Origin of the sequence: Desulfitobacterium sp. PCE1 (assembly GCF_000384015.1) — a bacterium.
Classification (GTDB): Bacteria; Bacillota; Desulfitobacteriia; order Desulfitobacteriales; family Desulfitobacteriaceae; genus Desulfitobacterium; species Desulfitobacterium dehalogenans.
In genome coordinates, this window is sequence record NZ_KB913023.1 from 1,121,848 (window position 1) to 1,145,977 (window position 24,130).

A 24,130-nucleotide genomic window follows, 5' to 3' on the forward strand; every position below is an offset into this window, starting at 1 on the left:
ATAATGAGGTGATTGAGTGCTATTCCTTAACCGCTTTAACAAAACCTATCAAAAAGTGCTTTTTGCCTTAGGTCTGTCTATAGTATTCTTACTTATTACGGCAGTGACCCGAAGTACTGTTAAGCAAGCCGGAGGAATAGCCTGCTTCTTTATAGCGGGTATATTGATTCTTGCGGTATTTAAAGTTTTTTTTCTGGAATTTGTCGAAGAACCGGGTCGGCGTATGAAAGGTAAGAGGATCATAGAATTTCTGCATACCTGCTTTGGTTGGATTGTTTTTGTTTTGGTTATTTATCATAGCTTGTATTTCTTATCCTTAGCTTTTTGGCCGGAAAATGAGATTTCTCCCAATTATTACATCACCGGAGTCTTAGCCTTGATTCCCATGAGTTTAGTCGTGACTTCGGGCTTGGATAAAAACATCATGGCGAAAAGCAAGGAGATAAAATCCGCCTATTTCAACCATGTTTTTATGACCATTCTCTTTGCGGTACTTATTATCATCCATATCAATTTTCAATAAAGAGTCTTTAAGAGTCTTGAATTGGATATATGATTACATGACAAGTGAGCTGATACGATGAAGGATAGTTTAACACATCGGTTTATGCTATTTACCACCTTTGTGGTGGTATCTATTATGCTCATCCATTTTACTTGGGATTATCGCACGCAAAGGGCTCAAGCCACTTTAGAGATGCATGAAAAGGCTCAAGTTATCACAAAACAGCTCATTGCTACTCGTGAAGTCATAGCGAAGAATCAGGACCGTATTAATTATGATTCACAAGGAAATTTTGAGTTTAAGCATCTTAATCCGGCGGCGATTGGCATGCAAATCGGTGACATCTTTGGGCAGCTGACCAATTACTCCATCAAACAGACGCGGATTGATTATCGAGCCAGCTGCAATGCACCGGATGCTTTTGAAGCACAAGGACTGCTAAGGTTCGGTCAGGAGCCACATCTTGCCGAAATCTGGGGGGAAGATGTGGTAGAAGGAGAGCGGGTTTTTCGCTATATGGTTCCCTTGCATATGAAGGAAGAATGCCTCTCCTGTCATGGCCAACCGATTGGAGATATAGATATCACTGGACATTTCAAAGAAGGGTACAAAGCCGAGGATTTAGGTGGGGCCATCAGTCTGATTATGCCCATGGATATTTTCCTCCAAGGGATGAAGGTCGATGTCTATCGCCATTTATCCTTCTCCCTTTTACTTATCGGTGTGATTGTAATCTCAATGTACTTGCTTGTCACCCGTCTTGTCACCCGCTCTTTAGGGGAGCTAAAGATTGCTACTGCTCAAGTGGGGCAAGGAAATTTCGATATTGACCTCAATTGTATTAAAGCACAAGGAGAAATAAAGGAACTGACTCAGCATATTCAAGAGATGGCCAATCAACTGAAGGATTTATATCAAAATTTAGAGGCCAAGGTAGAAAAAAGAACCCATCAATTGGAATTGGTCAATGAAGACTTGAGGATTAAGCAGGATGAACTGGAAGCCGCCAATATTAAACTGAATGAGATCAATACCTATAAATCGGAGTTTCTGGCGATTATGAGTCATGAATTAAGGACTCCCTTGACATCCGTCATGGCTTTTACGGACCTTCTCCTTCAAGAGCTTCCCAAGGAATTTATACAAGAACGACAGAACCTTAAATACATAAAAGCCAACAGCCAGAACCTCTTAAAATTGATTAATAATATACTTGATCTTGCCAAGATCGAAGCCGGTCGCCTGGAATTAAAATTAGAATATGTAGACATGGCCGATGTTCTGGGAGCCATTGACAGTGTAGTAGCGCCTTTAGCAAAGAAGAAGGGGATTGTCTGGGAAATAAACCTTGCCCCTGAAGTTTCCTTACTTCGTGCGGATCCGGAGAAACTTCGCCGGGTTATTGAGAACTTAGCGGGGAATGCGATTAAATTCACACCTTCTGGAGGGCGTGTAGAAATTCAGGTGACTAACACTCCGAGGGAGAATTGGATCATCATTCGCGTCATTGATACAGGAATTGGCATCCCTCCTGAAGAGCAGGAAGAGATCTTTGAACGATTCACCCAGGTAGATAGTTCCAACTCAAGAAAATATGGAGGAACCGGTCTGGGCTTAGCCCTGGCTAAGGAATTAGTAACTCTTCACAAAGGAGAACTATGGGTCGAGAGCGAAATAAATAAAGGCAGTACTTTTGTGGTCTATTTACCGAAGGATCCCGATAAAGTAGACTAGCTTCAGGCGGGGATTCAGCCCAATCTGAAAGTTAGTCGCTCTTATCCACGCAGTGGATAAAAATACATAGTGATGCACAAGGAGGAAAAGGGATGAAGCGCACCTATAAGGTTTTGTTGGTCGACGACGAAGAAAGTATCTATAAAGTTGTCGAGCAAGTCCTAAAGAGGGAAGCTTATGAACTACTTTATGCAGACAATGGAGAAGGGGCCTTGGAATGCTTTCAAAAAGAAAATCCGGATCTAGTGATACTTGATGTGATGCTGCCCTTGATCGATGGCTATGAGGTCTGTAAAACCATAAGAGAAAACAGTAAGGTTCCTATCCTTATGCTTTCAGCCAAAGGGGAGATAATCGACAAAAGTGTGGGATTTAATCTCGGTGCCGATGACTATCTTGTCAAGCCTTTCAGTCCAGTTGAATTAGGGTTGCGCGTTAAGGCTCTTTTGAGACGTTCTTTTGACAAAGAGCAGTCGGCTCCCAAAGTAAGAAAAACCACGAAAATAAGTAAAGGTGATCTGGAAATCAATTGTGAGAGCCACGAAGTCTTTGTTCGCGGCAAGCCTGTGTATTTAACTCCCAAAGAGTTTGAATTGCTTACTTTTATGGCGGAACATCCTGCTCAAGTCTTTACCCGGGAGCAACTCTTTGCTCATATGTGGAGAGACGAGTATGTGAACGACACAAGCACCATTACCGTATTCATTCGCAAGCTCAGAGAAAAGATTGAGCTGGATCCTGCTAAGCCCCAATATATCCAAACCGTATGGGGAATTGGGTATAAGTTTTCCGAGTAGAATTCGGTTAATCTTTTGTTAAGATTCGTGTAAGAAAATGTAAAGATTTCATTAACTATATATAAAGTTTTGACTAACGTTCTCGTAAGAAATACTTGCTATATTAGAAGCAAGTATTTTTTTATGCGAAAATTGCCACATTCTCAATGAATGTGCGGGAAGAGAAAAGGGGGTACTGTTTGCAACAGATGAAGCGTTTATGGGCAATTTTGACTTCCATGAAACTTGGTGTCGTTTTACTGGTTTTATTTACTGGAGTCTCCATGATTGGAACGTTTGTACCCCAAGAATCCTTTGCACCTGAACAAGCGGCTCAGATCTCGCCTTTGTGGCAAACTCTTGGCGTGACACATCTTTATAGTAGTGTTTTGTATCGTATCATTGTAGCCTTAGTTGTCATTAATCTTTTGTCATGCACCATAAAACGAATTCCCAAGATCGTACAGATTTATCGTCATATTCCCGAACATAAAACAGCGGCTCAAATCCAGGGAGCAGCCATTAGGACAAAGATTGAATTGACGCAAAGTCCGGACGATTTCCAACGTAAGTTAGTGACAAAGTTGGATAGTAAGCATTATCGTTATGATTTCCAAGAGACTTCTGAAGAAATCCTAGGATGGGCCGATAAAAATCGTCTTGGGGTATGGGGGTCTGTACTGGTTCACAGCAGCTTTATTATTCTGGTTATTGGAGTGGTCTTGGGACATTGGGGTTTTATGGGGTATTTTATGTCGGCTGAGGGCACACACCTGAAGATGCAGGATATCACCCTGGAAAAAGGAACCTTGCAAAGCGACTGGGAAATCGAGGTTCATAGTGCCGAAGAAAAGTTTGATGCACAAGGCGTTCGCGAGAATTGGTATACCGACATTAGCATATCCCAGGGTGGTAAAGAATTGGTTCATAAGACGGTGAGTGTGAATTCGCCTTTGACCTATGAAGGGATCACCTTTTACCAGACTTTTTTCGAATATGGAGCATCCTTTGAGGCAACTCTGCGGGGGGAGAAGACCCTCTTTTCCTTGGCAGAAGTTGGACAGAGCTATTTTCAGGCCACGGGTACTACTTTGTACCTGATTATCGAACGCTTGAAAATGAACGATGGACATTTAACTGTGGACTACCAGGTTTTGAGTCCGGAAAGGGAGGGACCTGTTCAAAAGGGGACGATACGTCAGGGAGAGCAGATCAGTATCCAAGGGGTTTATGATATCGTCTTTACAGGCCCCACTAATTTTACAGGTCTCGTGGTTAAAAAGGATCCAGGGGTTCCGCTTATCTGGTTAGGCTGTGGAATGCTGTTTCTCGGTCTCGTGCTCTCTTTCTATTTGAAACCTCAGACTTTATGGTTTGCCCTGACTACTCAAGGGGTACGGAAGGGGTATCGAGGAAGCTTGGTGATAACCCTCTGGAGTGGAGGAGGCTCAGAGCATGCTCAGGAGTTGTTGGAAGAATTTAAGGCTGAGGTGGAGAAAGAACCCAAACCCAGGAAAATACATGGTTTACTCGAAGAAGTGGAGGGATTTGAAGGATGAGTCTGCAAAATCTTGAGCCTATTGCCTTTTATATGGCCTTTGTCGGATACTTTTTGGCCATGATTTTCTATGTTCTTCTCCTTCCGCTTAAGAACAATAGATTGGGTCAGTTAGCCAGATATACAGCGATACTAGGGTTAGTAGGCAACACTATAGCGATTCTCCTGCGAATGGGCATTGCCGGTCGCCCGCCCTTAGCCAATGGCTACGAATTTGTTTTAGTCTTTGCCTGGGGTATCATCGCCGTGTATCTCTGGGTAGAGTCCCGTTATAAAGCACCTGTTATTGGTGCATTTATTCTCCCTTTGGCTTTTTTCCTTCTGGCCTTTGTCGTACTTTTTATGAGTAATAATGAGCGGGTGTTAACCAATATCCAACCCGCGCTCCGGAGCAATTGGCTGACCTTTCATGTGCTGACTGCCATGATCGGCTATGGAGCTTTGGCGATTTCCTTTGGGGTAGGGGTACTGTACCTGATCAAGCAGCGGTGGCTGGATAAGGGAACCCATACAAACTTATCTACTCGCACCCCTGATTTAGGTCGTCTGGATTTAATCGGCTACAAAATGATCATGCTCGGGTTTCCCATGTTGACCTTATGCATTATTACAGGAGCTATCTGGGCAAATATCGCTTGGGGTTCTTATTGGTCCTGGGATCCGAAGGAGACATGGTCCTTGATCACTTGGATGATCTATGCGGTCTACCTCCATGTCCGGCTTATGCACGGTTGGAAAGGGAAACGTACGGCTTGGGTGGCTGTCATTGGCTTTTTGGCCGTACTGTTCACTTTCTTTGGGGTAAATTACTTTGTAATCAGCTTGCATTCCTATGCATAAAGGCAAAAATAAATTGTGTTAGGGGCTAAACTTTATGGTGATATCAAGCTTAATAGTAAAATGCTTACATGGTTTTGAAGATATTCTTCCAATTCAGTTAAAAGAAGTGGAAGGAGTTTCTGTGGAAGGAGTCATTAATGGGGATATCATCCTTGTCCTAGAAAGTGAGTTGGTCAACGATGCCGTTCGGGTGATCGAAAGCGGGATTGGTTCATTGCCAGGAGTCACTGGAGTCTATCCGGTTTATATAGCTATGGATACGGATTTCCCTGCGAAGGGGGTGTGAATTTTGCTTAAGGGAAATGAACTCATCAATCGTAGAGATTTCTTTGGAACTGTGTTCAACGATATCTGCAAGCTGACAATGACAGCAGTCAGGACCATGGCCCCAAAGAAGAAACTCATAAGACCTCCTGGAGCGATAGAGGAAATCGCTTTTCTGGCTGGGTGTCAGCGCTGTGGGAAATGCAGCTTGGTTTGTGAAGATAAGTCTATTCACATAGCCGGGCCGGATGAAGGGGTTTTAGTAGGGACTCCCTACCTTGTCCCTGACGAACAGCCTTGCACATTCTGTCTGAGATGTATTGAAGTGTGTCCAAGTGGGGTCCTTGAGAACCGGGAGTCAATTCAATCCTATGCCATAGGGGTGGCAAAGATTAACCAGGATCTTTGCCTGGCTTATCATGAACAGCTTTGCAGTTCTTGCCTTTACACTTGTCCAACGGGAATTAAAGCTATTGAATTAAGAGACTTTCGCTATCCATTAATCCGGACGGAATACTGCATAGGCTGCGGCCGATGTATCAAGGCATGTATCGCGGAAGGTTCGGCAATCACTGTGATACCATGCTGATCAAAAAAAGAATAAATGAAAAGGAGAGAGAAGTATGGTTCGGTCTAAAAGATCATCAAAGGCTCTGTTCTTAACGCTTCTTGTTCTAGCTCTTAGTGTAGTTATGTTCACCGGCTGCCAAAGTCAGCCTGTGAACCAGTCTGTCAATTCGCCCGCTCCTGTTGGGGAGAAAGAACCTGAAGCAGCAGTTGTAAATACCACTGTAGAAGGTTTTCCTCCACCAACTCCCCACGCCATTGAAGGAAGAGATAATTGTGGCTCATGTCATAACGAGGGTGTGGGCGGTGCGTCGAAGACGCCTCATCCGGAGCTTACGGTCTGTCGGCAATGTCATGTTTAATCGGTGCAAGTTGATTTTGAAGGAGGTTAGAACATGGAGTTAAGCAGAAGAAATTTTCTCAAAACCTGTGCAGTTTCTGCGGCAATGATGACAGTAGGATGTACGAATCAAACAAAGACGATTCAAGTTGACCAAGTGGAACCAAAACCCGGTGCTCCCAAGCAAACCGATGCGGAAAAGTGGGTTAAATCCGTATGCAGATATTGCGGAACCGGTTGCGGAGTGCTGATCGGTGTAAAAGATGGCAAAGTAATCGCCGTTAAAGGGGATCCCGATAATGAAGGGAATAAAGGCTTGCTTTGTGCCAAAGGTTATTATTTGCCACAGGTCATTACCCATAGCGAACGTGTTACTAAGCCATTGATACGTAAAAATGGCAAATTGGAACCCGGTACTTGGGACGAAGCCATGAAACTGGTTACTTCAAAGTTCAAAGAATCCATTGAAAAAAATGGCCCGGATTCTGTGGCCTTCTATGGTTCCGGGCAGCAATTGGCGGAAGAAGGTTATGTGGCGAATAAACTCTTCAAGGGAGCAATCGGTACCAATAACATTGATGGGAATCCGCGGCTTTGTATGGCCAGCGCGGTAGGTGGCTTTACAACCACTTTTGGAGCCGATGAGCCCATGGGATGTCTGGAGGATTTTGAACATGCTGATGTGTTCTTTATCATTGGTTCCAATATTGCGGAAGCACATCCTGTTCTGTTTGCCAGACTGACGGACAAAAAGAAAAAAGATCCTGAGACCAAGATTATTATCGCCGATCCGCGACGTCATCGCTCCCATGAAATTGCCGATATTTCTCTGCAGTTTATACCGGGAACCGATATGGCTCTTCTGCACGCTATGGCTTATGTTATCGTCGCAGAAGGGATGGCGGACGAGGAGTTCATTGCGAAGCATACAAGTTTCTCAGATGGTAAAGAAGCTATAAATTTTGAGAACTATAAGGAGTTTCTTAAGGAATTTACACCGGAGAAAGCTGAAAAAGTGACAGGTCTGACCGCTGACCAAATCCGGGAGGTTGCACGCCTATTCGGCGAAAAAGGCAAGAACACGATGTCAATGTGGACGATGGGTATCAATCAGCGTGTAGCCGGTGTCTGGGCAAATAATCTTATTCATAATTTGCATCTGATCACCGGGAAAATCTGCAAACCTGGTTCAACTCCTTTCTCTTTGACCGGTCAGCCCAGTGCTTGCGGAAGTGTTCGAGAAACTGGAGCATTATCTCATTTACTCCCCGGGCATCGTGTCATTGCTAACGAGAAACATAGAAAAGAAATAGCCGAGCTATGGGGCGTACCGGCTGATCGGATTAGTCCCCAGGTCGGTCTACATACCATGGAATTGTTTAAGGCCTGCGGGGATGGCAGAGTGAAGTGTCTCTATGTTATGTGTACTAACCCGGCACACTCCTTACCGAATGTCAATGCCTATCGGGAAGGGTTTGAAAAGGTCTTTATGGTTGTTGCAGAGGTTTTCCACCCGACAGCTACTACGAAGTATGCAGATGTGGTTCTTCCTGCAGCTTTCTGGTGTGAGAAAGAAGGTGTGTACGGTAACACGGACCGCCGTACCCAACACTTGGCTAAAGCCATCAATCCTCCCGGTGAGGCCAAGCCTGATTTGGATATTCTTCTCGACCTTGCTCGCCGTCTGGGTTACGGTGATCTTTTCCCTTTCAAAACTCCCGAAGATGTCTGGAACGAATATCTTAAATGTACAACAGGAACTCATATGGAGCTTGCCACTTATCCGGCCCTTCGAGATGCCCATGGTATTCAGTGGCCGTTAAAGGGACATCAGGGGAGTAAAGGGGCCGTGCGTCGTTATGTGGCTCCCGAAGACCCTTATGTCAAAGAAGGAATTGATTTTTACTCCGCAAAGGATCATAGGGCAGTTATTTTTGCAAGACCGTATCTGGGTCCTGCGGAAGTAGTGGATAAGGAATACCCGTATTATTTAACGACCGGCCGGATTCTTGAACACTGGCATACCTTGACCATGACAGGTAAATGTCCCACCTTAATGCGGGCGGTGCCCAAACAATATGTGGAATTGAATCCTCAAGACGCAACTGAATTAGGAATTAAAGAGGGAGATATGGTCCGACTGGTATCCCGTAGAGGAAAAGTTGAATTACCGACCAAAGTTGGCAAGCCTGGCGAACCACGACCTGGTCTGCTCTTTGCTCTTTGGTTTGAACCGGACCCCTTGGTGAATGCTGTAACTATTGATGCTGTAGATGCCGCTTCAAAAGAGCCTGAATTCAAGATTTGTGCTGTTAAAATAGAAAAAGTCTAAGAATAATCAGGGTAATGCTTAAAATTTCTTGGAATCGGTGTCGGCGCATTGTTCAAGTAAGCATGATCTTAATCTTTCTATTACCCCTTATGGGAATTTACCAGGTCATTGGGACATTGAGTTCCAGCAGGATTCTCGGTTTGACGCTAACAGATCCATTTGCTTTTTTAGAAATCCTATTGGCATCAAAAGCCGTCACAATTACTTTCCTGATGAGTGCACTGTTAATTGTCGGGATCTATCTGTTCTTAGGGAAAGTTTTCTGCAGTTGGATTTGTCCTATAGGGTTCCTGATTGAAGGCGTTGATGCTCTAAAGAAGAAATGGAAATGGTTGACACGAATACAGCTTAAAAAAGCTGTCACTCATGAACAAAAGCAATATTATTGGGCCTTACCTTTCTTTCTGGTGCTTAGTTTGGTTGTAGGGATTCCTATATTTCAGACTCTATCCCCTTTAGGTATCCTTTATAGGACCTTTTTGTTCGGGTTAGGGCTGGAAGCTTTTCTTATCCTGATGATCATCCTATTGGAGCTGGCAGGATACAGGCGTGGTTGGTGCAGGACGCTTTGTCCAATCGGGGTGTTTTATGCGCTAGGCTCTCGCTGGAGCCCCATCAAGGTTCGTTGCGATACGGATAAGTGTGTACAATGCTTTAAATGTGTAAAGGCATGTAATTATACTGCTGAAAGTTTGAAAAGTACTATCACAAGCACAAGCGAATTTTGTGTTTCGAGTCTATGTACCCGATGCGGACGTTGCATTGATAGTTGTTCAAGCGGAGCTCTGCAATTTTCTCTGCAACCTGTTGCAGATCTACTTTCGGAAGAGGGAGGGGAAAAAATATCCCGGAGGAGTGTTCTCCAAGGGGCAGGAATGATTGCTCTGGCAGGATTGGCCTATAAACCTTCTCAGGCTCTTGCTGCCGCTGCTCCCAGGGTTTTTCGCCCGCCGGGTGCAGTTAGGGATGAAGAGTTTTTGGCTAAGTGTTTGCGCTGTGGCAAATGTATTGAAGTTTGCCCGGATAAGACCTTATTAAGTGCGCATCTCGATCAAGGATTAAATCTTGGAACCCCTTATTTTATTCCCCGTCGAGTACCCTGCTCACTGTGCATGGAATGTCCTGATGTGTGTCCCAGTGGTGCCCTTGTACCTTTGGGCATGCGAGAAGTAAAAATCGGTATTGCCGAAATTGATAAAAACCGATGTTATGCTTATCAGGATGATGTATGCCGCTCCTGTTACAACAGTTGCCCGTTGATTGACGAAGCGATTAAGATGGAAGGATTTCAATATCCGGTGGTTGATCCGGAGATCTGTACAGGATGTGGAATCTGTGAGTATGTTTGTGTGATGGAATACCCGGCTATTCAGATTAAACGGATGATGTAGGTTCTTATCGCCATCTCCTCCTAAAAATAAATAGGCTAAGTGCTTATAAACCTAACAGGAGCTTTTCAGCAGATTTACGAAAATGCTGAAAAGCTCCTGTTTTTTACATCAACGGAGCGAAAATACGAAGAATCGTACGTCCTAATCTACGGTACCATTTGACAGCACGACAATCCTCTACGGTAATTTGCTGGCATTTTGCCAAAGTTTCTAAATAATCTTCCTTTACTTCCAAGATACTTTGAGTCTTATAGAGATAAACACCGCATTCGAAGTGCAGGTAAAGGCTTCTGTAGTCCATATTGATGGTTCCAACCACAGCGTGGACATCGTCCACAAGGATGGATTTGGCATGGATAAAGCCGGGTGAATATTCGTAGATCTTTACGCCGCTTTCGACAAGGAGCCTATAGTTCGAACGGGTCATGGAATGAACAAACCAGCGATCCCCACGATAAGGAGTCACGATACGAACATCAACACTTCGTTTGGCAGCAGAGCAGAGGGCCGAAAGCATTACGTTATTCAGGATTAGGTAAGGGGTGTTAATATAGATAGTGCGTTCTGCTTGAGCGATGAGAGTGTGGTAAACGTTTTCACTCATAGGTTCTTCATCTAAGGGACTGTCTCCAAAGGGCTGGACAAATCCGTCGGTTGGGTGGGCCTCTGCCTCGTCCGCAGGTAATTTGTATCGGGTATAATCTTCATTCGTCTCAGTCTCATAACCCCATAAGGATAAGAACATCACTGTAAAATTCCAGACGGCCTCACCTTGGATGAGTATGGCGGTATCTTTCCAATGGCCTAACCGGTCATAGGCATTAATATATTCATCAGCCAGATTGACCCCACCTGTAAAGGCTATTTTTCCATCGATCACGGCAATCTTGCGATGATCTCGATTGTTCATGTGTATAGAGAGAACAGGAATCAGGCGGTTAAAGACACTGCACTTAATTCCTTTCTCCTCCAGTTTCTTTTCATAACCATAGGGCAACTTAAAGAGACTGCCCACATCATCATAAAGGACTCGAACATCCACACCTTGTTGGACTTTTTCTACTAAAATATCGAGAATAGAATCCCACATGACCCCTTCATCAATAATGAAATACTCTAAGAAAATAAACTTCTCAGCCTTTCTCAATTCCTTTAGCAGACGCTCATGCATTATCTCGCCAAGAGGCAGATATTCTGTAATGGTATTCTTATAAACGGGGCAATAGGAATATTTCTCGATATATCGAGAAAGGTTAGCTGCACGATGATTTTCTACTTCAAGCTCCTGAACGATGACTTGATTCTGTATTAAAGACTGGTTCATTTTTTCGTTGACAGCCTTCATTTCACGCTTTTTACGCTTGCTTAACTTATTGCGGCCAAACAAAAGATAGAATAGACCCCCGAAGATAGGGAAGATAAGTATGGGGATAACCCAAGCAATCTTATAAGCGGGGTCAGATTTGCTGTTCAATATATAAAGCAGGGCGACAATGCTGAGAGATGTACAAATAGTATAGAAATAAATAAAATAACTGCTGAACCTCCAAATGATCATAACCAGTGCAAAGATTTGAAGGAGGAGAAGCAAGGCGATAGATATCACACGGTAAAGCATAGGCAAATTTTTCATGATTCTCCCTCCCATTCGTTATCTTAGTATATGTAAATTCCGGACTTTTTGTCCACTTGATAAAAAACAAGGAACTATAATGTATTGACTAGATAAAGTATACACTATAATATATATGGTGTAAATACAATATCGGAGAGCGTGGTGGGGGCCAAAGCATGAAAAGCATGGTATTTGAGAATGAAATCTGGGATTTCTTAAGGACGATAACCGAAGGTATGGCCAATGCATTCCGCCCCATTGTTGAGGAACACGGCTTGACCTTAATGCAGACGCGAATCTTAGTGGAAGTTAAGGACGGAGGACCTCACACTATAGGGAGTCTGGGAGGAATCATTGGCCTTACCAGTGGGAATGCCTCCTCAATGTGCAAGAAATTGGAGACTGCAGGATTTCTAAGACGGATTCGTACTCCTGAGGACGAACGATTTGTAAAACTTACCCTTACACAGCACGGGGAAGACACGGTTTATAGGATAGAGGAGGCTCTTGAACGGCGTTACGGTGCTTTTTTGGAACATAAGGGCGAAAAGGAATACCAACGATTTATTGAGTGCATGGACAATGTGAAAGCCTTTATGCAAGAGATGTATCGATTTGATCCGAAGTAGAATCAGAATTCCTGTGAGCGGTTAGATATAAAAATAATGGAGTGAAAAAAATGAACGGAAAACAAACCCCGAAGAAACCGCTTATCTATTATTCCCTGATTGCTTTGTTAATTCTTCTGTTCCTTAATGCTTTTGTTTTTCCAGAATTGCTTAAAAGACAAATTACTCAAGTGGATTATGGCTCTTTCCTGTCCTATCTTGAGAGTGGAGCGATTTCTGAAGTCGAAGTTCAGGATAATCAGATTGCTTTTGTGACCAAAGACTCCACAGGTAAAGAAACTGTCTTTGTTACAGGTGCCATGGATGATCCCGAATTGGTTAATCGCCTTAAGGCTGCCGGAGTGGATAAATATTCTCAGGTTATCCCCCGGGAAAACTCGCCCTTAATGAACTTTCTCTTGACTTGGATACTTCCCATGATCTTATTATTTGGACTTTGGCATTTGCTGGGCAATCTGATGCAGAAAAGATGGGCGGCGGCATGAATGCCATGACCTTTGGCAAGAGTAATGCTAAAATCTATGTTCAAGCCCAGACGGGCAAGACCTTTGCCGATGTAGCGGGTCAGGATGAGGCGAAAGAAGCCCTCACGGAAATAGTGGATTTTCTTCACGACCCCAGCCGTTATGCAGCCATTGGAGCGAATTTGCCTAAAGGGGTTCTTTTGGTTGGGCCTCCGGGAACGGGGAAGACCTTGCTGGCAAGGGCTGTTGCCGGAGAGGCTAAAGTCCCCTTTTTCTCCATATCCGGGAGCGAATTTGTAGAGATGTTTGTGGGAATGGGTGCTGCAAAAGTCAGAGATTTATTTAAACAAGCCAATGAAAAAGCCCCCTGCATCGTTTTTATCGACGAGATTGATACTATCGGGAAAAAACGTGATGGAGGATCTTTCGGAGGAGGTAATGATGAGCGGGAACAAACCTTGAATCAACTTTTGTCCGAAATGGATGGCTTTGATGGGAAGAAGGGTGTTGTGATTCTCGCGGCTACCAACCGGCCGGAATCACTGGATAAGGCTTTATTGCGCCCTGGACGCTTTGATCGCCGAATCCCTGTAGAGCTTCCGGATTTGGCAGGCCGAGAAGCCATTTTAAGGGTTCATGGACAAAAGGTGAAAATGGAACCCTCTATCGACTTTAAAACTATCGCCCGAGCCACTGCCGGAGCATCCGGGGCTGAGCTGGCTAATATTATCAATGAAGGGGCTTTGCGGGCTGTTCGTTGTGGGAGAAGCCGGGTGAACCAAAGCGATTTGGAGGAGTCTGTGGAAGTCGTTATTGCAGGCTATCAGAGGAAAGGGGCAGTGATTTCTCATCGAGAAAAAGAGATTGTTGCTTTCCATGAGATTGGTCACGCTTTAGTGGCGGCCAAACAAACTGATTCTGCACCCGTTCATAAGATTACCATCATTCCGAGGACTTCCGGTGCCTTGGGTTACACTATGCAAGTGGAAGAGGATGAGCGTGTTCTGATGAGCAAGGAGGAGGCGTTCAATAAAATCACGACCTTTACAGGAGGCCGGGCAGCCGAAGAATTGATCTTCGGAACCTATACTTCAGGAGCCTCCAATGATATTGAACAAGCGACCAAAATCGCCCGCGCCATGGTTACCCGTCTGGGGATGAGCAAGAATTTTGATATGATGGCCTTAGAAACAGTGAATAATCCTTATCTTGGTAGCGATACCTCTTTGATGTGTTCCCCTGAAACCGCAGCCAAAATTGATGAGGAAATCCTATCCATCATTAAAAGTGCCCATCAAAAGGCCTTCGGAATCTTAAAAGAGAATATTGACAAACTCCATGAGTTGGCGCGTTTTTTGTTAGAGAAAGAAACCATCACCGGAGAAGAATTTATGGCGGTGCTCTCAAGGTAAAATGAAGGACTGGTGATGTTTTTAACATCCCGGTCCCTGTTTTATTCTGAATAGGTGACAAAGCATAATCCACATATCCAAAGATAAAACCAGCAAAGGGGTAAATCCATGAATATTTTAGTCACCCTAAACTCGAATTATATTATACACTTGATCGTCATGCTCACCTCTCTGATTGAGTCCAATCCAGGGGAGCAGTTTACAGTTTATGTGGCTCATTCCGGCATGTCAAAAGAAGACTTTACCCGCATCAATCATGCCATTGACACCTCTCGATGTAAAATTGAAGACATTAAAATTTCCGATAAGGGTTTAAGCGATGCCCCCATTACCAGCCGCTACCCCAAAGAAATGTATTATCGGATTTTCGCTGTCAAATATCTCCCGGATCACCTCGAGCGGATTTTGTACCTGGATCCGGATCTAGTGGTGATAAATCCCTTAAAGGAGTTCTATACCATAGATTTCCAAGGGAATTTCTTCGCGGCGGCCTCCCATGTCAAGGAAATATTGAAAAGGATTAATCATGTCAGGCTTAATATGGCTGAAGACAGCACCTATGTCAATTCGGGGGTTATGATGATGAACTTGTCTCTGCTGCGCCAGGAACAGGATATTCATGAAGTCTATGAATATATTGAGGGATATAAGCATCGCTTATTTCTACCTGACCAAGATGTCCTTAATGGAGTTTATAGTGATAGAACGCTGACTGTGGATGCGAAAATCTATAATCTTAGTGAACGGTATTATGTTCTCTATAACCTGAATCCCAAGTATTGGGATGCGAAGATTGACCTGGATTGGGTCCGCAATAATACCGTGATTATCCATTATTGTGGCCGCAACAAACCCTGGAAGGAAAATTATATGGGGGAATTGGATGTTTTCTATAAAGACTATGCACAAAAGGTTCATGACAAAATGAAGGATTTTGAGACGATGAGGTGAAATGATAGCATTATAGTTGAATACGATAATAGATGGGGCGGCTGATATGAGGAAAGAGATGAAGGACAGGCATTCATGGAAAATGGGCTTTACTACGGGCAGCTGTGCAGCCGGGGCGGCAAAAGCCGCATGCTTCTTACTGAAAGGATTAAATCAAGGAACACAAGTAGATATCCCACTGCCCCAAGGGGAACGGCTTCAATTATCCATACATCGAATGGAAATTGAAAAGGATATAGCTCGTGTAGGTATTATCAAAGATGCAGGGGATGATCCTGATGTCACCCATGGTTTGGAAGTGGTAGCTCAAGTGCGGGTTCTTTCTGAAAAAGGAGAAATCCTCATTCGCGGGGGTCAAGGTATTGGCGTCGTTACCAAAAAAGGACTTCAGATTCCTCCAGGGGAAAGCGCTATTAACCCTGTTCCCCGGTCAATGATTCAGGCAGCGGTACGAGAAGTATTTCCCCAGGAAGAAGTCCTGGTGGTGATTGAGGTGCCTGATGGAGAAGAGCTTGCTTCGAAGACCCTGAATCCTCGTTTGGGAATTATGGGAGGAATATCGATTTTAGGCACAACAGGTATAGTTCGGCCTATGTCAGAGGAAGCGTTCAAGAAGTCTATTCTGCCTGAGCTGGATCAAGCCGTTGCTTATGGACATAAAGCCATTGTTCTAACTCCTGGCAATTATGGTTTCAGAGCAGCTACGGCGGAACTGAAAGTTCCTGAGGAAGCCATTATTCAGATGGCCAATTTTGTGGGCTTTCTGCTGGAGGAGGCTGCCTATCGCAAGATCGTGAAAGTGCTTCTCTTTGGTCATATTGGTAAATTGATTAAAGTAGCCGGGGGGATTTTCCATACCCATACCCATGTTGCCGATGCCCGGATGGAAATTTTAGTGGCTCATGCCGCACTGAATGGTATTGACCGGAACTTTTTGCAGACCATAGCGGAGTATCCAACGGTTGAAGGTGCTGCTGAAGAAATTCGTACCAAGGGTTGGGGAAATCTTCTGTTTAAATTAGCAGAAAGGGCGAGTTGTCGGGCTCAAGAGCATGTGCATGGGGAAGTGCAGGTGGGAACCGCCTTTACTTTGCTTAACGGTGAGATCATTGCCTGGGACGATCAGGCCAAAGAGATCTGCAAAGAATTTTGGCATTGGCCGCAGATAGAGAAGGAATTTAGGTAAAAGTAGAGAATAACTTAGTAATTCGAATTAAATTGTCACAACAATCGGATAATACTCAAGGTTCCTCTTTTGAGGATGAAAAGGGAAGTCGGTGAAAATCCGGCGCGGTCCCGCCACTGTGAACCACGAGTGCCTCCTTATAGCCCACTGGGATAATCCTGGGAAGGGGGGGAGGCATGAAGACTGGAAGTCAGGAGACCTGCCTTGAACATTGCATTACGCCCACGAGCGATGGGTGTGGTGATTATTTCGGAATAACCGAAGGGAAAAACCAAAGAGCCGCTCAGGGCTCTTTTTTATTTCACTATAAATCGCGGCAGAATTGGGCAAAGCCGAAGGCTTGGTTAATTAACGAAATATAGGTTAAACAAAGGGGAAGGTGATGGGATGATCCAAATATTGGGGATAGGCCCTGGTACAAGAGCATGGGTTTCCCAGGCTGTTGAAGAAATGGTCCATCAGAGCGATGTTTTGGTAGGAGGGCAACGAGCCTTAAAGCTCTTTCCGGATTTCAAGGGAGAGTCATACCGGGTCAGTGGAAATTTAGCCGAAACCTTGAAAACCTTGCAGAGAGTATTACAGCAGGGAAAAAAGGCAAGTGTCCTGGTTTCTGGCGATCCAGGTTTTTATAGTCTGCTTCCTTGGTTGAAAAGGGAGTTCCCGCAAGAAGAAATCCAGGTGTTGCCTGGCCTTAGCTCCATTCAGCTTGCTTTTGCACGAGCAGGGATCCCCTGGCAGGATGCAGAGTTGCTCAGTGTCCACGGCCGTCCGCTGAATTGCTTACCTTTACATCTCAGCCGCCCCTTGGGAGTTCTCACTGGCGGTGAAAACTCACCTCAGAAGATTGCTGAGTATTATCATACCTATGACTTCAATCCGCAGATCTCTCTTGGCAATGCCTTGACTTATCCGGAAGAGCGTTGGTTAAATACAGATGCTCATCAGCTCATGGATTTGGAAGAAGATTTCTCTAATGCGGTGATGATCCTCTACCCTGAAAATCCAGAGGATAAGTCGGCTCAATCCTTGCTTTCATTGCCTAAGAGCTTTGGTATCAAGGATGAGGAGTTTGTTCGTGGCAATGTTCCCATGACTAAGAATGAGATTCGGATTCAAGTTCTGGCTAAGGCAGAGATTACCCCTTCGACCCGGGTCTTGGATGTGGGAGCAGGGACGGGTAGCATAAGCATTGAAGCAGCGCTTTTAGCTCATCGTGGCTGCGTTTATGCCATAGAAGAAAATCCGGAGGCACAGGAGCTTATTCTGAAGAATCAAGAGAAGTTTCGGGTAAGAAATTTGCGACTGGTTCGTGGATCTGCGCCTCAAACGTTACAGGAAATCCCCCCTATGGATGTCTGTATTATTGGCGGTAGTCATGGGCAGATTCGGGAGATTTTACTTCAAGCTCCCTTGGCGCCTGGGGGAAGGGTTGTATTGACTGCCGTAACTTTAGAGACATTAGCTCATGGTATGGAAGCCTTAAAAAGCTTGCAATATGAGGATGTTGATGTGGTTTCGATCCAAGCTGTACGCTGGAAGGGTATTAAGGATATTCATCTTGCCCAGGCCCAAAACCCCGTATTTATACTTTCAGGAAGAAAGGGGATTATTTAAGGCCTCTGCTTCAAACAAAGGAGTTAAGAACCCGTTCAAAAGAAAATGAGCTCCAGAACCGCGGGATGGTTGCGGGCCGAAGAGCTAAGGAGGAACGAAGTGAAGAAGGATAGGAACGAAGACACAAACATAGTAAACAATCAGATCAGTGAAAAGGCTAAGCTTTACGGAATAGGGGTAGGGCCGGGGGACCCGAAGCTTATTACCTTGCGGGCAGTGGAAATTCTACAAGCTATTCAGGTGGTCGCCATACCCAAGTCCAAGATGGAGCGGGAAAGTGTCGCGTGGGAAATTGCCAAATCACACTGCCCCTCCGGAGTTAGCATTTTAGAGTTAGAAATGCCGATGACCGCTGATGAGAGCATACTTCAAGCTGCTTGGCATACTGCGGCAGAGAAGATTAAGGAGGAGCTTTGTCAGGGGCATTCCGTTGCTTTCCTTACCTTAGGTGATCCTTCCTTATACAGCACTTACAGTTATCTACTTGCTATCTTAAGAGATCAGCTTGAACCGGATCAGATAGAGACCATTCCAGGTATCACGGCTATGGCGGCAGTCGCAGCTCGAGTGAATTGGCCTTTGGCTACGGGAGATGAGCCTTTAGTGGTTTTGCCGGGGATCGAGGGCTTAGAGGAGTATGAGCAATATCCTAATCTTGTCTTAATGAAAGTATCGCGAAATTTGCCGGATGTACTTAATCATATCCAAAGAACCGGGTCACAGGCAGTTTTAGCTACCCGGGTAGGTCAGGCAGGAGAAGACGTTCGCCTGCTTGGCCCGGAGGAAGTGTTGGAAAAAGTGGACTATTTAAGTCTTGTGCTTTGTAAGAAACCTCAATCTTGAGAAAGACCCTTTGAAAGCTAAATCTCCAGGATTTTGCTTTACACCGTTCGCTCAATAAGCTGCGCGGACAAAACTAACGCTCAAGCCCTTCGCTCCGTCGGGTGCCCAGCCAAATCGCTCCTGCTCAATGGCTGGTTGGAAACGTCCTGTTTCCAACCCGACTCCGCTGCAGTCTTTTCGCGAAGTTTTGTTCCCGCTCGCTTAAATTCGCTCTCTTTTGTAAATCAAAATCCTTGGGCGATTTTTCAAGTATTCGTTTAAGTATCTTTTTAGGACACAGAAAAAGACCCGAAAGAAGTGCAAGAAAGACCCACAAGAGTAGCTTTACGCACAAAAGCGAACGGATTTCACTGTGTATAAGGCAGCTAAGGCTTCTGCTTCGCTTCACTGACCATAAGCCAAGCTTTCTTTAAGCGGAGGGGCGGTCGGGTCAACGAGGCTTTCCTAACATAGCGTAGCCACGGTTCACATGCAGAAAACAGCGGGGTTTGGCGTCGAAAGTGTCCGGTGGACAGTTTCGCTCAAGGCGGCACTCCCCAAAGCATACGCATCCGCCGCAGATGCTGTTAAGAAAGCGAGTTGACCAGCCCTGGAGCTATGGAGTACGTGAGTCTCCGATCAAGAAACCTTCCGGTGGAAGGTTTCAGGAGATCACGCCCGAAGGTGCGTTGTGCGTAAAGCTACGCGACCCAGACGGCTGCACTAAAAAGATCTTTGGATATCATTATAAAGACAGGAGTGAAAACCTTGGCTGAGAATATTAATCCGGTTCTCTTTGTAGGAGCCGGTCCCGGGGATCCGGATTTGATCACTTTAAAAGGCAAAAAGGCTCTTGAAGAAGCCCAGCGGGTTATTTATGCGGGATCCTTGGTCAACCCGGATATCCTGCGGCATTGCCGAGAGGGCATAGCTTTATTTGACAGTGCCGGGTTAACCTTGGAAGAGACTGTAGCCATCATGGCGGAAGGGGTACAAAAAGGAGAAAAAGTCGTTCGTTTACACACTGGAGATCCCAGTGTTTATGGAGCCATCCAGGAACAGATGCAATGCCTGGAAGAAAAGGGCATTACCTACGGAGTGATCCCGGGAGTAAGCTCTGTGTTTGCCGCCGCCGCTGCGGTGAAAAAAGAGTTTACCCTGCCTGAGGTCAGCCAGACCTTAATTCTTACACGACTGGCGGGAAGAACCCCGGTGCCGGAAAAGGAAGATCTGGCATTATTGGCTCAACATCAAGCCAGTATGGCGATTTTTCTCAGTGTACAGGATATAGGGGAAGTGGTGGCGACCCTGAGGAAAGGATACCCCCCCAATACACCTGTAGCTGTTGTGTATCGAGCCAGCTGGCCGGATCAACACATTCTGGAGGGTACCTTAGAAACCATTGAAAATCAGGTGAAAGAGGCGGGAATCCGTAAGCATGCACAGATTCTTGTGGGAGATTTTCTCCGGGATCAAGGGACCCGCTCTAAACTGTATGACCCGGAATTTACTCATGAGTATCGGCAAGGACGCTCATGAAAACAGCCATTGTGGTGTTAAGGGATCAGGGCTTAAGGACGGCCTGCCGGATCATCGAGAAATGGCCTGAAGAGGAACCAACCTTACTCTATCTGCACCGGCGTCTTGAGGGTCAGAAGCGCATTCATGAAACAGAAGAGCCTGCCCCTTGCTGCGATCCTTATTATTTTAGTGAGCTGAAAGAAGTCCTTCCTGAACTATGGGAAGGTTCCTCTCTTTTGATTTTTATCATGGCTACGGGGATTGTGGTTCGTCATATTGCTCCTTATCTTCAGGGTAAGGATCGGGATCCGGCCGTATTGGTGCTGGATGAAAAAGGGGAATTTGTAATCTCCCTCTTATCCGGGCATTTAGGAGGAGCCAATGCCTGGGCGAAATCCGTGGCCCAGTGGATCCATGCCCAACCGGTGATAACCACTGCCACAGATGTGCAAGGGCTGACCGCACCTGATGAGTACGCCCGACGGTTTGGTTGGTCTGTCGAACCTTTATCAGGACTGAAGGAAGTCAATTCTTTGTTGCTGGAGCAGGGTTATCTCAAGGTCTGGACCGATTGCCTGCCCGAGGAACACCCCCTGCGTCAGGACCCTTATTACCATTTCCTTAAGGATAAAGATAAAGAACATGCCCAGCTATGGGTTACAACAGAACAACTTGCGGCTCAGCATGAGCGGATCCAGGGAAAAAGCAGGCCCCTTCATTTGGTGCCAAGGATCTTTGGTATCGGAGTAGGGTGCCGCAGAGGGGTAAGTAGGGAGCAGGTGATGGAAGCCATTGAGGGAAGTCTCAAGCAAATAGGGATATCACCAAAGAGTATTCAGGGGCTATACAGTATTGAATTAAAAGCGGATGAAGCAGGAATTATCGAGGCAGCCCGAATCCTGGGCATACCCTTTCATACCTTTTCATCACAAGAAATACAGAGTATAAATGAACAACAAGGGCTAAGGCCATCGGAATATGTCAAAGAGAAGATTGGAGTGGATGGTGTATGCGAAGCAGCGAGCTTACTGGGAACGAGTCAGGGAGAGTTAGTTCTTCCCAAGCAGAAGTGGAATGGGGTCACGGTGGCCATCAGCAAGGCAAAATCTATGTGGTAGGCATTGGTCCTGGAGATGCGGAGCATATGACTCAACGGGCTCAGTCGGTATGGAAAGAAGTGGATGTGGTCGCCGGATACAAAACCTATATCGATTTGATTCGTCCTTGGCTTGCCGAGAAAAAAGTGGTGGCCACGGGTATGCGGCAAGAAATTGATCGCTGCCGCGAAGTTGTAGAGATCGCTCTGGAGGGTCAGGCCATTGCCTTGGTCAGCAGTGGAGATGCGGGAGTCTATGGTATGGCGGGGATTCTGATAGAATGCCTGGAAGAAAAAGATGCCTTGGATATTCCTTTGGAGATTATCCCTGGAGTAAGTGCTGCCAATGCTGCATCATCCCTGTTAGGAGCGCCTTTGATGCATGATTTTGCGGTCATTAGTCTGAGCGATCTGCTCACGCCCTGGGAAGTTATCCAAAAGCGCGTTAAGCTGGCAGCAGAGGGAGATTTCGTCATGGCCATTTATAATCCAAAGAGTAAAGGCCGTCAGGACCAGATTGAATGGGTTCGTCAAGCAGTACTCGAATATCGAGATCCCCAAACCCCGGTGGGAATTGTAAAGGAAGCGTTGCGTGGTGACTCTCAAGTGATCATCACGACTCTTGCAGAATTTACCCAATCCCCCATTGATATGTTGACCACAGTCATCATCGGCAATTCCCATACCCGTGTCGTAGGCCCCTATATGGTGACTCCGAGGGGATATGTTTTATGAGGTTATTCATCCTGGCGGGGACTGAGGATGGCAGGGAATTAGCATTTGAATTACAAAAACATGGTCATGAGGTTCTGGTTTCTACTTTAACGGAATACGGTGCCGAAATCGCTGAGCGTCAAGGTCTACGTACCTGTTCGGGTGCTCTGGATGAACATTCCATGGAGAGGATTCTGCAGGAACAGGCCATTCACGCCCTGATTGATGCCACTCACCCTTATGCCCAAAATATCCGGAACTTAGCCCGGTGCGTTGCCGGTAAATGTAATCTTCCCTATTTTCGCTGGGAGCGTTCTTCAGGAGATTATCCTGTTCACCCTCTCCTTCATTTTGCCTCCAATCTTGAGGATGCTGCCCGATTGGCAGCCCAACTGGGTAAGCGGGTTTTTCTCAGTACCGGAAGCAAAAACCTCCGGGATTGGGTGGGGATGTCTGAATTAAACGACTGCGAGCTTTATGTACGGGTGCTTCCCACCTCCCATGTTCTAAAGCAATGTGAAGAGGCAGGATTGAAACCCTATCAGATTATAGCTATGCAGGGACCGTTTACTCAGAAATTTAATGAGGGACTCTGGGAGCAGTTAAAGATTGATGTGGTGATTACCAAGGATAGCGGTGCAATCGGTGGTACGGATGAGAAAGTCCAGGCCTGCCTGCAGCTGAACATTCCTGTTATTGTCTTGGAACGACCTCGGGAAGCCCAACCGCAGTTGGCGGCTGAAGAGAATACATTGACGATTGAAGATTTTATAAGAAAGGTGGAAGAGAGCTTTGGACACTAAATTTATTCTTTTAGGTCATGGGAGTCGACGCAAAGAGGCTAATCAGGGATTGGTTGAGGTAGCTCATAAAGTAAGTAAGATTTTGGGAGAAGAGGTAACCCCGGTCTTTATGGACCATCAAGAACCCAGCTTACCTGAAGGGGTCTTGGAAAAGATTCAACAGGGTGCCAAGAAGATTATCATTATGCCTCTCTTTTTATTCCGGGGAATGCATGTCACCGTGGATATCCATGAAGAAATTCGCGAGCTTAAGGAAAAATACGCCGATGTTGAGATTCTATTCAGCAAGGAACTGGGAGCCGATGATGTTATTGCTCAATTGGCAAGCCAAAGAATTAAGGAGGCCTTAGGGGCATGAAGGGATTTATCACCGACCCGCTGCAAATTGAACGGGAAAGCATGCGGATCATTCGTGGATACTTGCAACAGGATTGGACTGAGAAGGAGTTAAAAATCGTGGAGCGCTGTATTCATACCAGTGGGGATCCTACCCTGGAATCGGTAATCCGCATTCACCCTCAAGGGATTGAGGCCGGACTTAAGTCACTGCAGCAAGGGGCTCCAGTGATTACAGATGTAGAAATGGTCAGAGCAGGAATTGCTAAGAAGCAATTGTCTCAGTTAGGCGGCACTGCAGAATGTTTTCTCAGTGATCCCCGGGTTGCGGATCAAGCGGTGGAATTGGGAATTACCCGCTCCATGGCAGCTCTACGTTTGAATAAAGAACGTCTGAAGGGGGCTATCGTGGCTATCGGCAATGCTCCTACTGCTTTGCTGGAGGTACTGGAGTTAGCCAAAGATCCCGAGACCCGACCTGCCTTAGTCGTCGGGATACCGGTTGGCTTTGTGGGAGCTAAGGAATCCAAGGACCTGCTTTGGGAAGAGCATCCAGAGCTTCCTTCTATTACAATCTTAGGGAATCGAGGGGGAAGCCCTTTAGCAGCAACCTGTGTCAACGCCTTGATCTATCTCGCCGTAAATCGAGAGATCTAAAAA

Annotated in this window: 22 protein-coding genes, 1 pseudogene and 1 riboswitch; of the genes and pseudogenes, 22 read left to right on the top strand and 1 reads right to left on the bottom strand. The window is 45.6% G+C overall.

Going from position 1 to position 24,130, the window contains the following annotated elements; all coding sequences use genetic code 11:
* Nucleotides 1-16: 16 nt before the first annotated feature.
* From DESPCE1_RS0105560 to DESPCE1_RS0105605, 10 genes are all read left to right on the top strand, one after another.
* Nucleotides 17-523, top strand: a complete 507-nt coding sequence (locus DESPCE1_RS0105560) for an iron reductase (RefSeq protein ID WP_014793133.1) — start codon at nt 17-19, stop codon at nt 521-523.
* 57 nt (nt 524-580) lie between these two features.
* A complete protein-coding gene (locus tag DESPCE1_RS0105565) occupies nt 581-2,239 on the top strand; it encodes an ATP-binding protein (protein ID WP_028305468.1) in 1,659 nt (552 codons plus the stop codon).
* A gap of 92 nt (nt 2,240-2,331) precedes the next feature.
* Entirely contained in the window at nt 2,332-3,036 is a 705-nt protein-coding gene (locus DESPCE1_RS0105570) for a response regulator transcription factor (protein WP_014793135.1), read from the top strand.
* Between the two features lie 188 nt (nt 3,037-3,224).
* Nucleotides 3,225-4,574 carry a cytochrome c biogenesis protein ResB gene (locus DESPCE1_RS0105575; RefSeq protein WP_242835423.1) on the top strand — a complete coding sequence of 450 codons (1,350 nt, stop codon included), beginning with the start codon at nt 3,225-3,227 and terminating at the stop codon, nt 4,572-4,574.
* Nucleotides 4,571-5,413, top strand: coding sequence for a c-type cytochrome biogenesis protein CcsB (gene ccsB, locus DESPCE1_RS0105580; protein WP_019849758.1), 843 nt, complete (start codon nt 4,571-4,573; stop codon nt 5,411-5,413). Before DESPCE1_RS0105575 ends, ccsB begins: the two co-directional genes overlap by 4 nt.
* A 34-nt stretch (nt 5,414-5,447) precedes the next feature.
* Entirely contained in the window at nt 5,448-5,699 is a 252-nt protein-coding gene (locus DESPCE1_RS0105585) for a chaperone NapD (RefSeq protein ID WP_014793138.1), read from the top strand.
* 3 nt (nt 5,700-5,702) lie between these two features.
* Complete coding sequence (locus tag DESPCE1_RS0105590) at nt 5,703-6,266, top strand: 4Fe-4S dicluster domain-containing protein (RefSeq protein ID WP_019849759.1); 564 nt, start codon at nt 5,703-5,705, stop codon at nt 6,264-6,266.
* Nucleotides 6,267-6,300: 34 nt separating this feature from the next.
* Nucleotides 6,301-6,606 carry a hypothetical protein gene (locus DESPCE1_RS0105595; protein ID WP_019849760.1) on the top strand — a complete coding sequence of 102 codons (306 nt, stop codon included), beginning with the start codon at nt 6,301-6,303 and terminating at the stop codon, nt 6,604-6,606.
* Between the two features lie 33 nt (nt 6,607-6,639).
* Nucleotides 6,640-8,916, top strand: a complete 2,277-nt coding sequence (locus tag DESPCE1_RS0105600) for a molybdopterin-dependent oxidoreductase (RefSeq protein WP_019849761.1) — start codon at nt 6,640-6,642, stop codon at nt 8,914-8,916.
* A gap of 14 nt (nt 8,917-8,930) precedes the next feature.
* Nucleotides 8,931-10,307 (top strand): 4Fe-4S binding protein, encoded by a 1,377-nt coding sequence (locus tag DESPCE1_RS0105605; RefSeq protein ID WP_019849762.1) that lies wholly within the window; start codon nt 8,931-8,933, stop codon nt 10,305-10,307.
* Between the two features lie 103 nt (nt 10,308-10,410).
* Here DESPCE1_RS0105605 and cls read toward each other — a convergent pair whose 3' ends face one another.
* Nucleotides 10,411-11,940, bottom strand: a complete 1,530-nt coding sequence (cls, locus tag DESPCE1_RS0105610) for a cardiolipin synthase (RefSeq protein ID WP_019849763.1) — start codon at nt 11,938-11,940, stop codon at nt 10,411-10,413.
* Nucleotides 11,941-12,098: 158 nt separating this feature from the next.
* On the opposite strand from cls, the gene DESPCE1_RS0105615 reads away from it, so the two are divergent.
* From DESPCE1_RS0105615 to DESPCE1_RS0105675, 12 genes and pseudogenes are all read left to right on the top strand, one after another.
* A complete protein-coding gene (locus DESPCE1_RS0105615; protein ID WP_014793144.1) occupies nt 12,099-12,551 on the top strand; it encodes a MarR family winged helix-turn-helix transcriptional regulator in 453 nt (150 codons plus the stop codon).
* A gap of 50 nt (nt 12,552-12,601) precedes the next feature.
* Nucleotides 12,602-14,427, top strand: a pseudogene (gene ftsH, locus DESPCE1_RS21765) (ATP-dependent zinc metalloprotease FtsH).
* Nucleotides 14,428-14,535: 108 nt separating this feature from the next.
* Entirely contained in the window at nt 14,536-15,378 is an 843-nt protein-coding gene (locus tag DESPCE1_RS0105625; RefSeq protein WP_019849764.1) for a glycosyltransferase family 8 protein, read from the top strand.
* Between the two features lie 46 nt (nt 15,379-15,424).
* The gene (cbiD, locus tag DESPCE1_RS0105630) at nt 15,425-16,564 is read left to right on the top strand and encodes a cobalt-precorrin-5B (C(1))-methyltransferase CbiD (RefSeq protein ID WP_172637585.1); all 1,140 of its coding nucleotides are present in this window, start codon (nt 15,425-15,427) and stop codon (nt 16,562-16,564) included.
* A 41-nt stretch (nt 16,565-16,605) separates the two neighbouring features.
* Nucleotides 16,606-16,786, top strand: a riboswitch (cobalamin riboswitch).
* Nucleotides 16,787-16,951: 165 nt separating this feature from the next.
* Nucleotides 16,952-18,178: a bifunctional cobalt-precorrin-7 (C(5))-methyltransferase/cobalt-precorrin-6B (C(15))-methyltransferase gene (locus DESPCE1_RS0105640; RefSeq protein WP_019849767.1), complete on the top strand. Its 1,227-nt coding sequence runs from the start codon at nt 16,952-16,954 to the stop codon at nt 18,176-18,178.
* 99 nt (nt 18,179-18,277) lie between these two features.
* Nucleotides 18,278-19,021 carry a precorrin-2 C(20)-methyltransferase gene (cobI, locus tag DESPCE1_RS0105645; protein ID WP_019849768.1) on the top strand — a complete coding sequence of 248 codons (744 nt, stop codon included), beginning with the start codon at nt 18,278-18,280 and terminating at the stop codon, nt 19,019-19,021.
* 747 nt (nt 19,022-19,768) lie between these two features.
* Nucleotides 19,769-20,539: a precorrin-4 C(11)-methyltransferase gene (gene cobM, locus DESPCE1_RS0105650; RefSeq protein ID WP_014793150.1), complete on the top strand. Its 771-nt coding sequence runs from the start codon at nt 19,769-19,771 to the stop codon at nt 20,537-20,539.
* Entirely contained in the window at nt 20,536-21,639 is a 1,104-nt protein-coding gene (locus DESPCE1_RS0105655) for a cobalt-precorrin 5A hydrolase (RefSeq protein ID WP_019849769.1), read from the top strand. Before cobM ends, DESPCE1_RS0105655 begins: the two co-directional genes overlap by 4 nt.
* Before the next feature lie 26 nt (nt 21,640-21,665).
* A complete protein-coding gene (gene cobJ / locus DESPCE1_RS0105660) occupies nt 21,666-22,352 on the top strand; it encodes a precorrin-3B C(17)-methyltransferase (protein WP_019849770.1) in 687 nt (228 codons plus the stop codon).
* Complete coding sequence (cobK, locus tag DESPCE1_RS0105665) at nt 22,349-23,134, top strand: precorrin-6A reductase (protein WP_019849771.1); 786 nt, start codon at nt 22,349-22,351, stop codon at nt 23,132-23,134. The genes cobJ and cobK overlap by 4 nt, the downstream gene beginning before the upstream one ends.
* Nucleotides 23,124-23,492 (top strand): sirohydrochlorin chelatase, encoded by a 369-nt coding sequence (locus DESPCE1_RS0105670; protein ID WP_014793154.1) that lies wholly within the window; start codon nt 23,124-23,126, stop codon nt 23,490-23,492. Before cobK ends, DESPCE1_RS0105670 begins: the two co-directional genes overlap by 11 nt.
* Nucleotides 23,489-24,127, top strand: coding sequence for a precorrin-8X methylmutase (locus DESPCE1_RS0105675; RefSeq protein WP_014793155.1), 639 nt, complete (start codon nt 23,489-23,491; stop codon nt 24,125-24,127). The genes DESPCE1_RS0105670 and DESPCE1_RS0105675 overlap by 4 nt, the downstream gene beginning before the upstream one ends.
* The last annotated feature ends 3 nt before the right edge of the window (nt 24,128-24,130 follow it).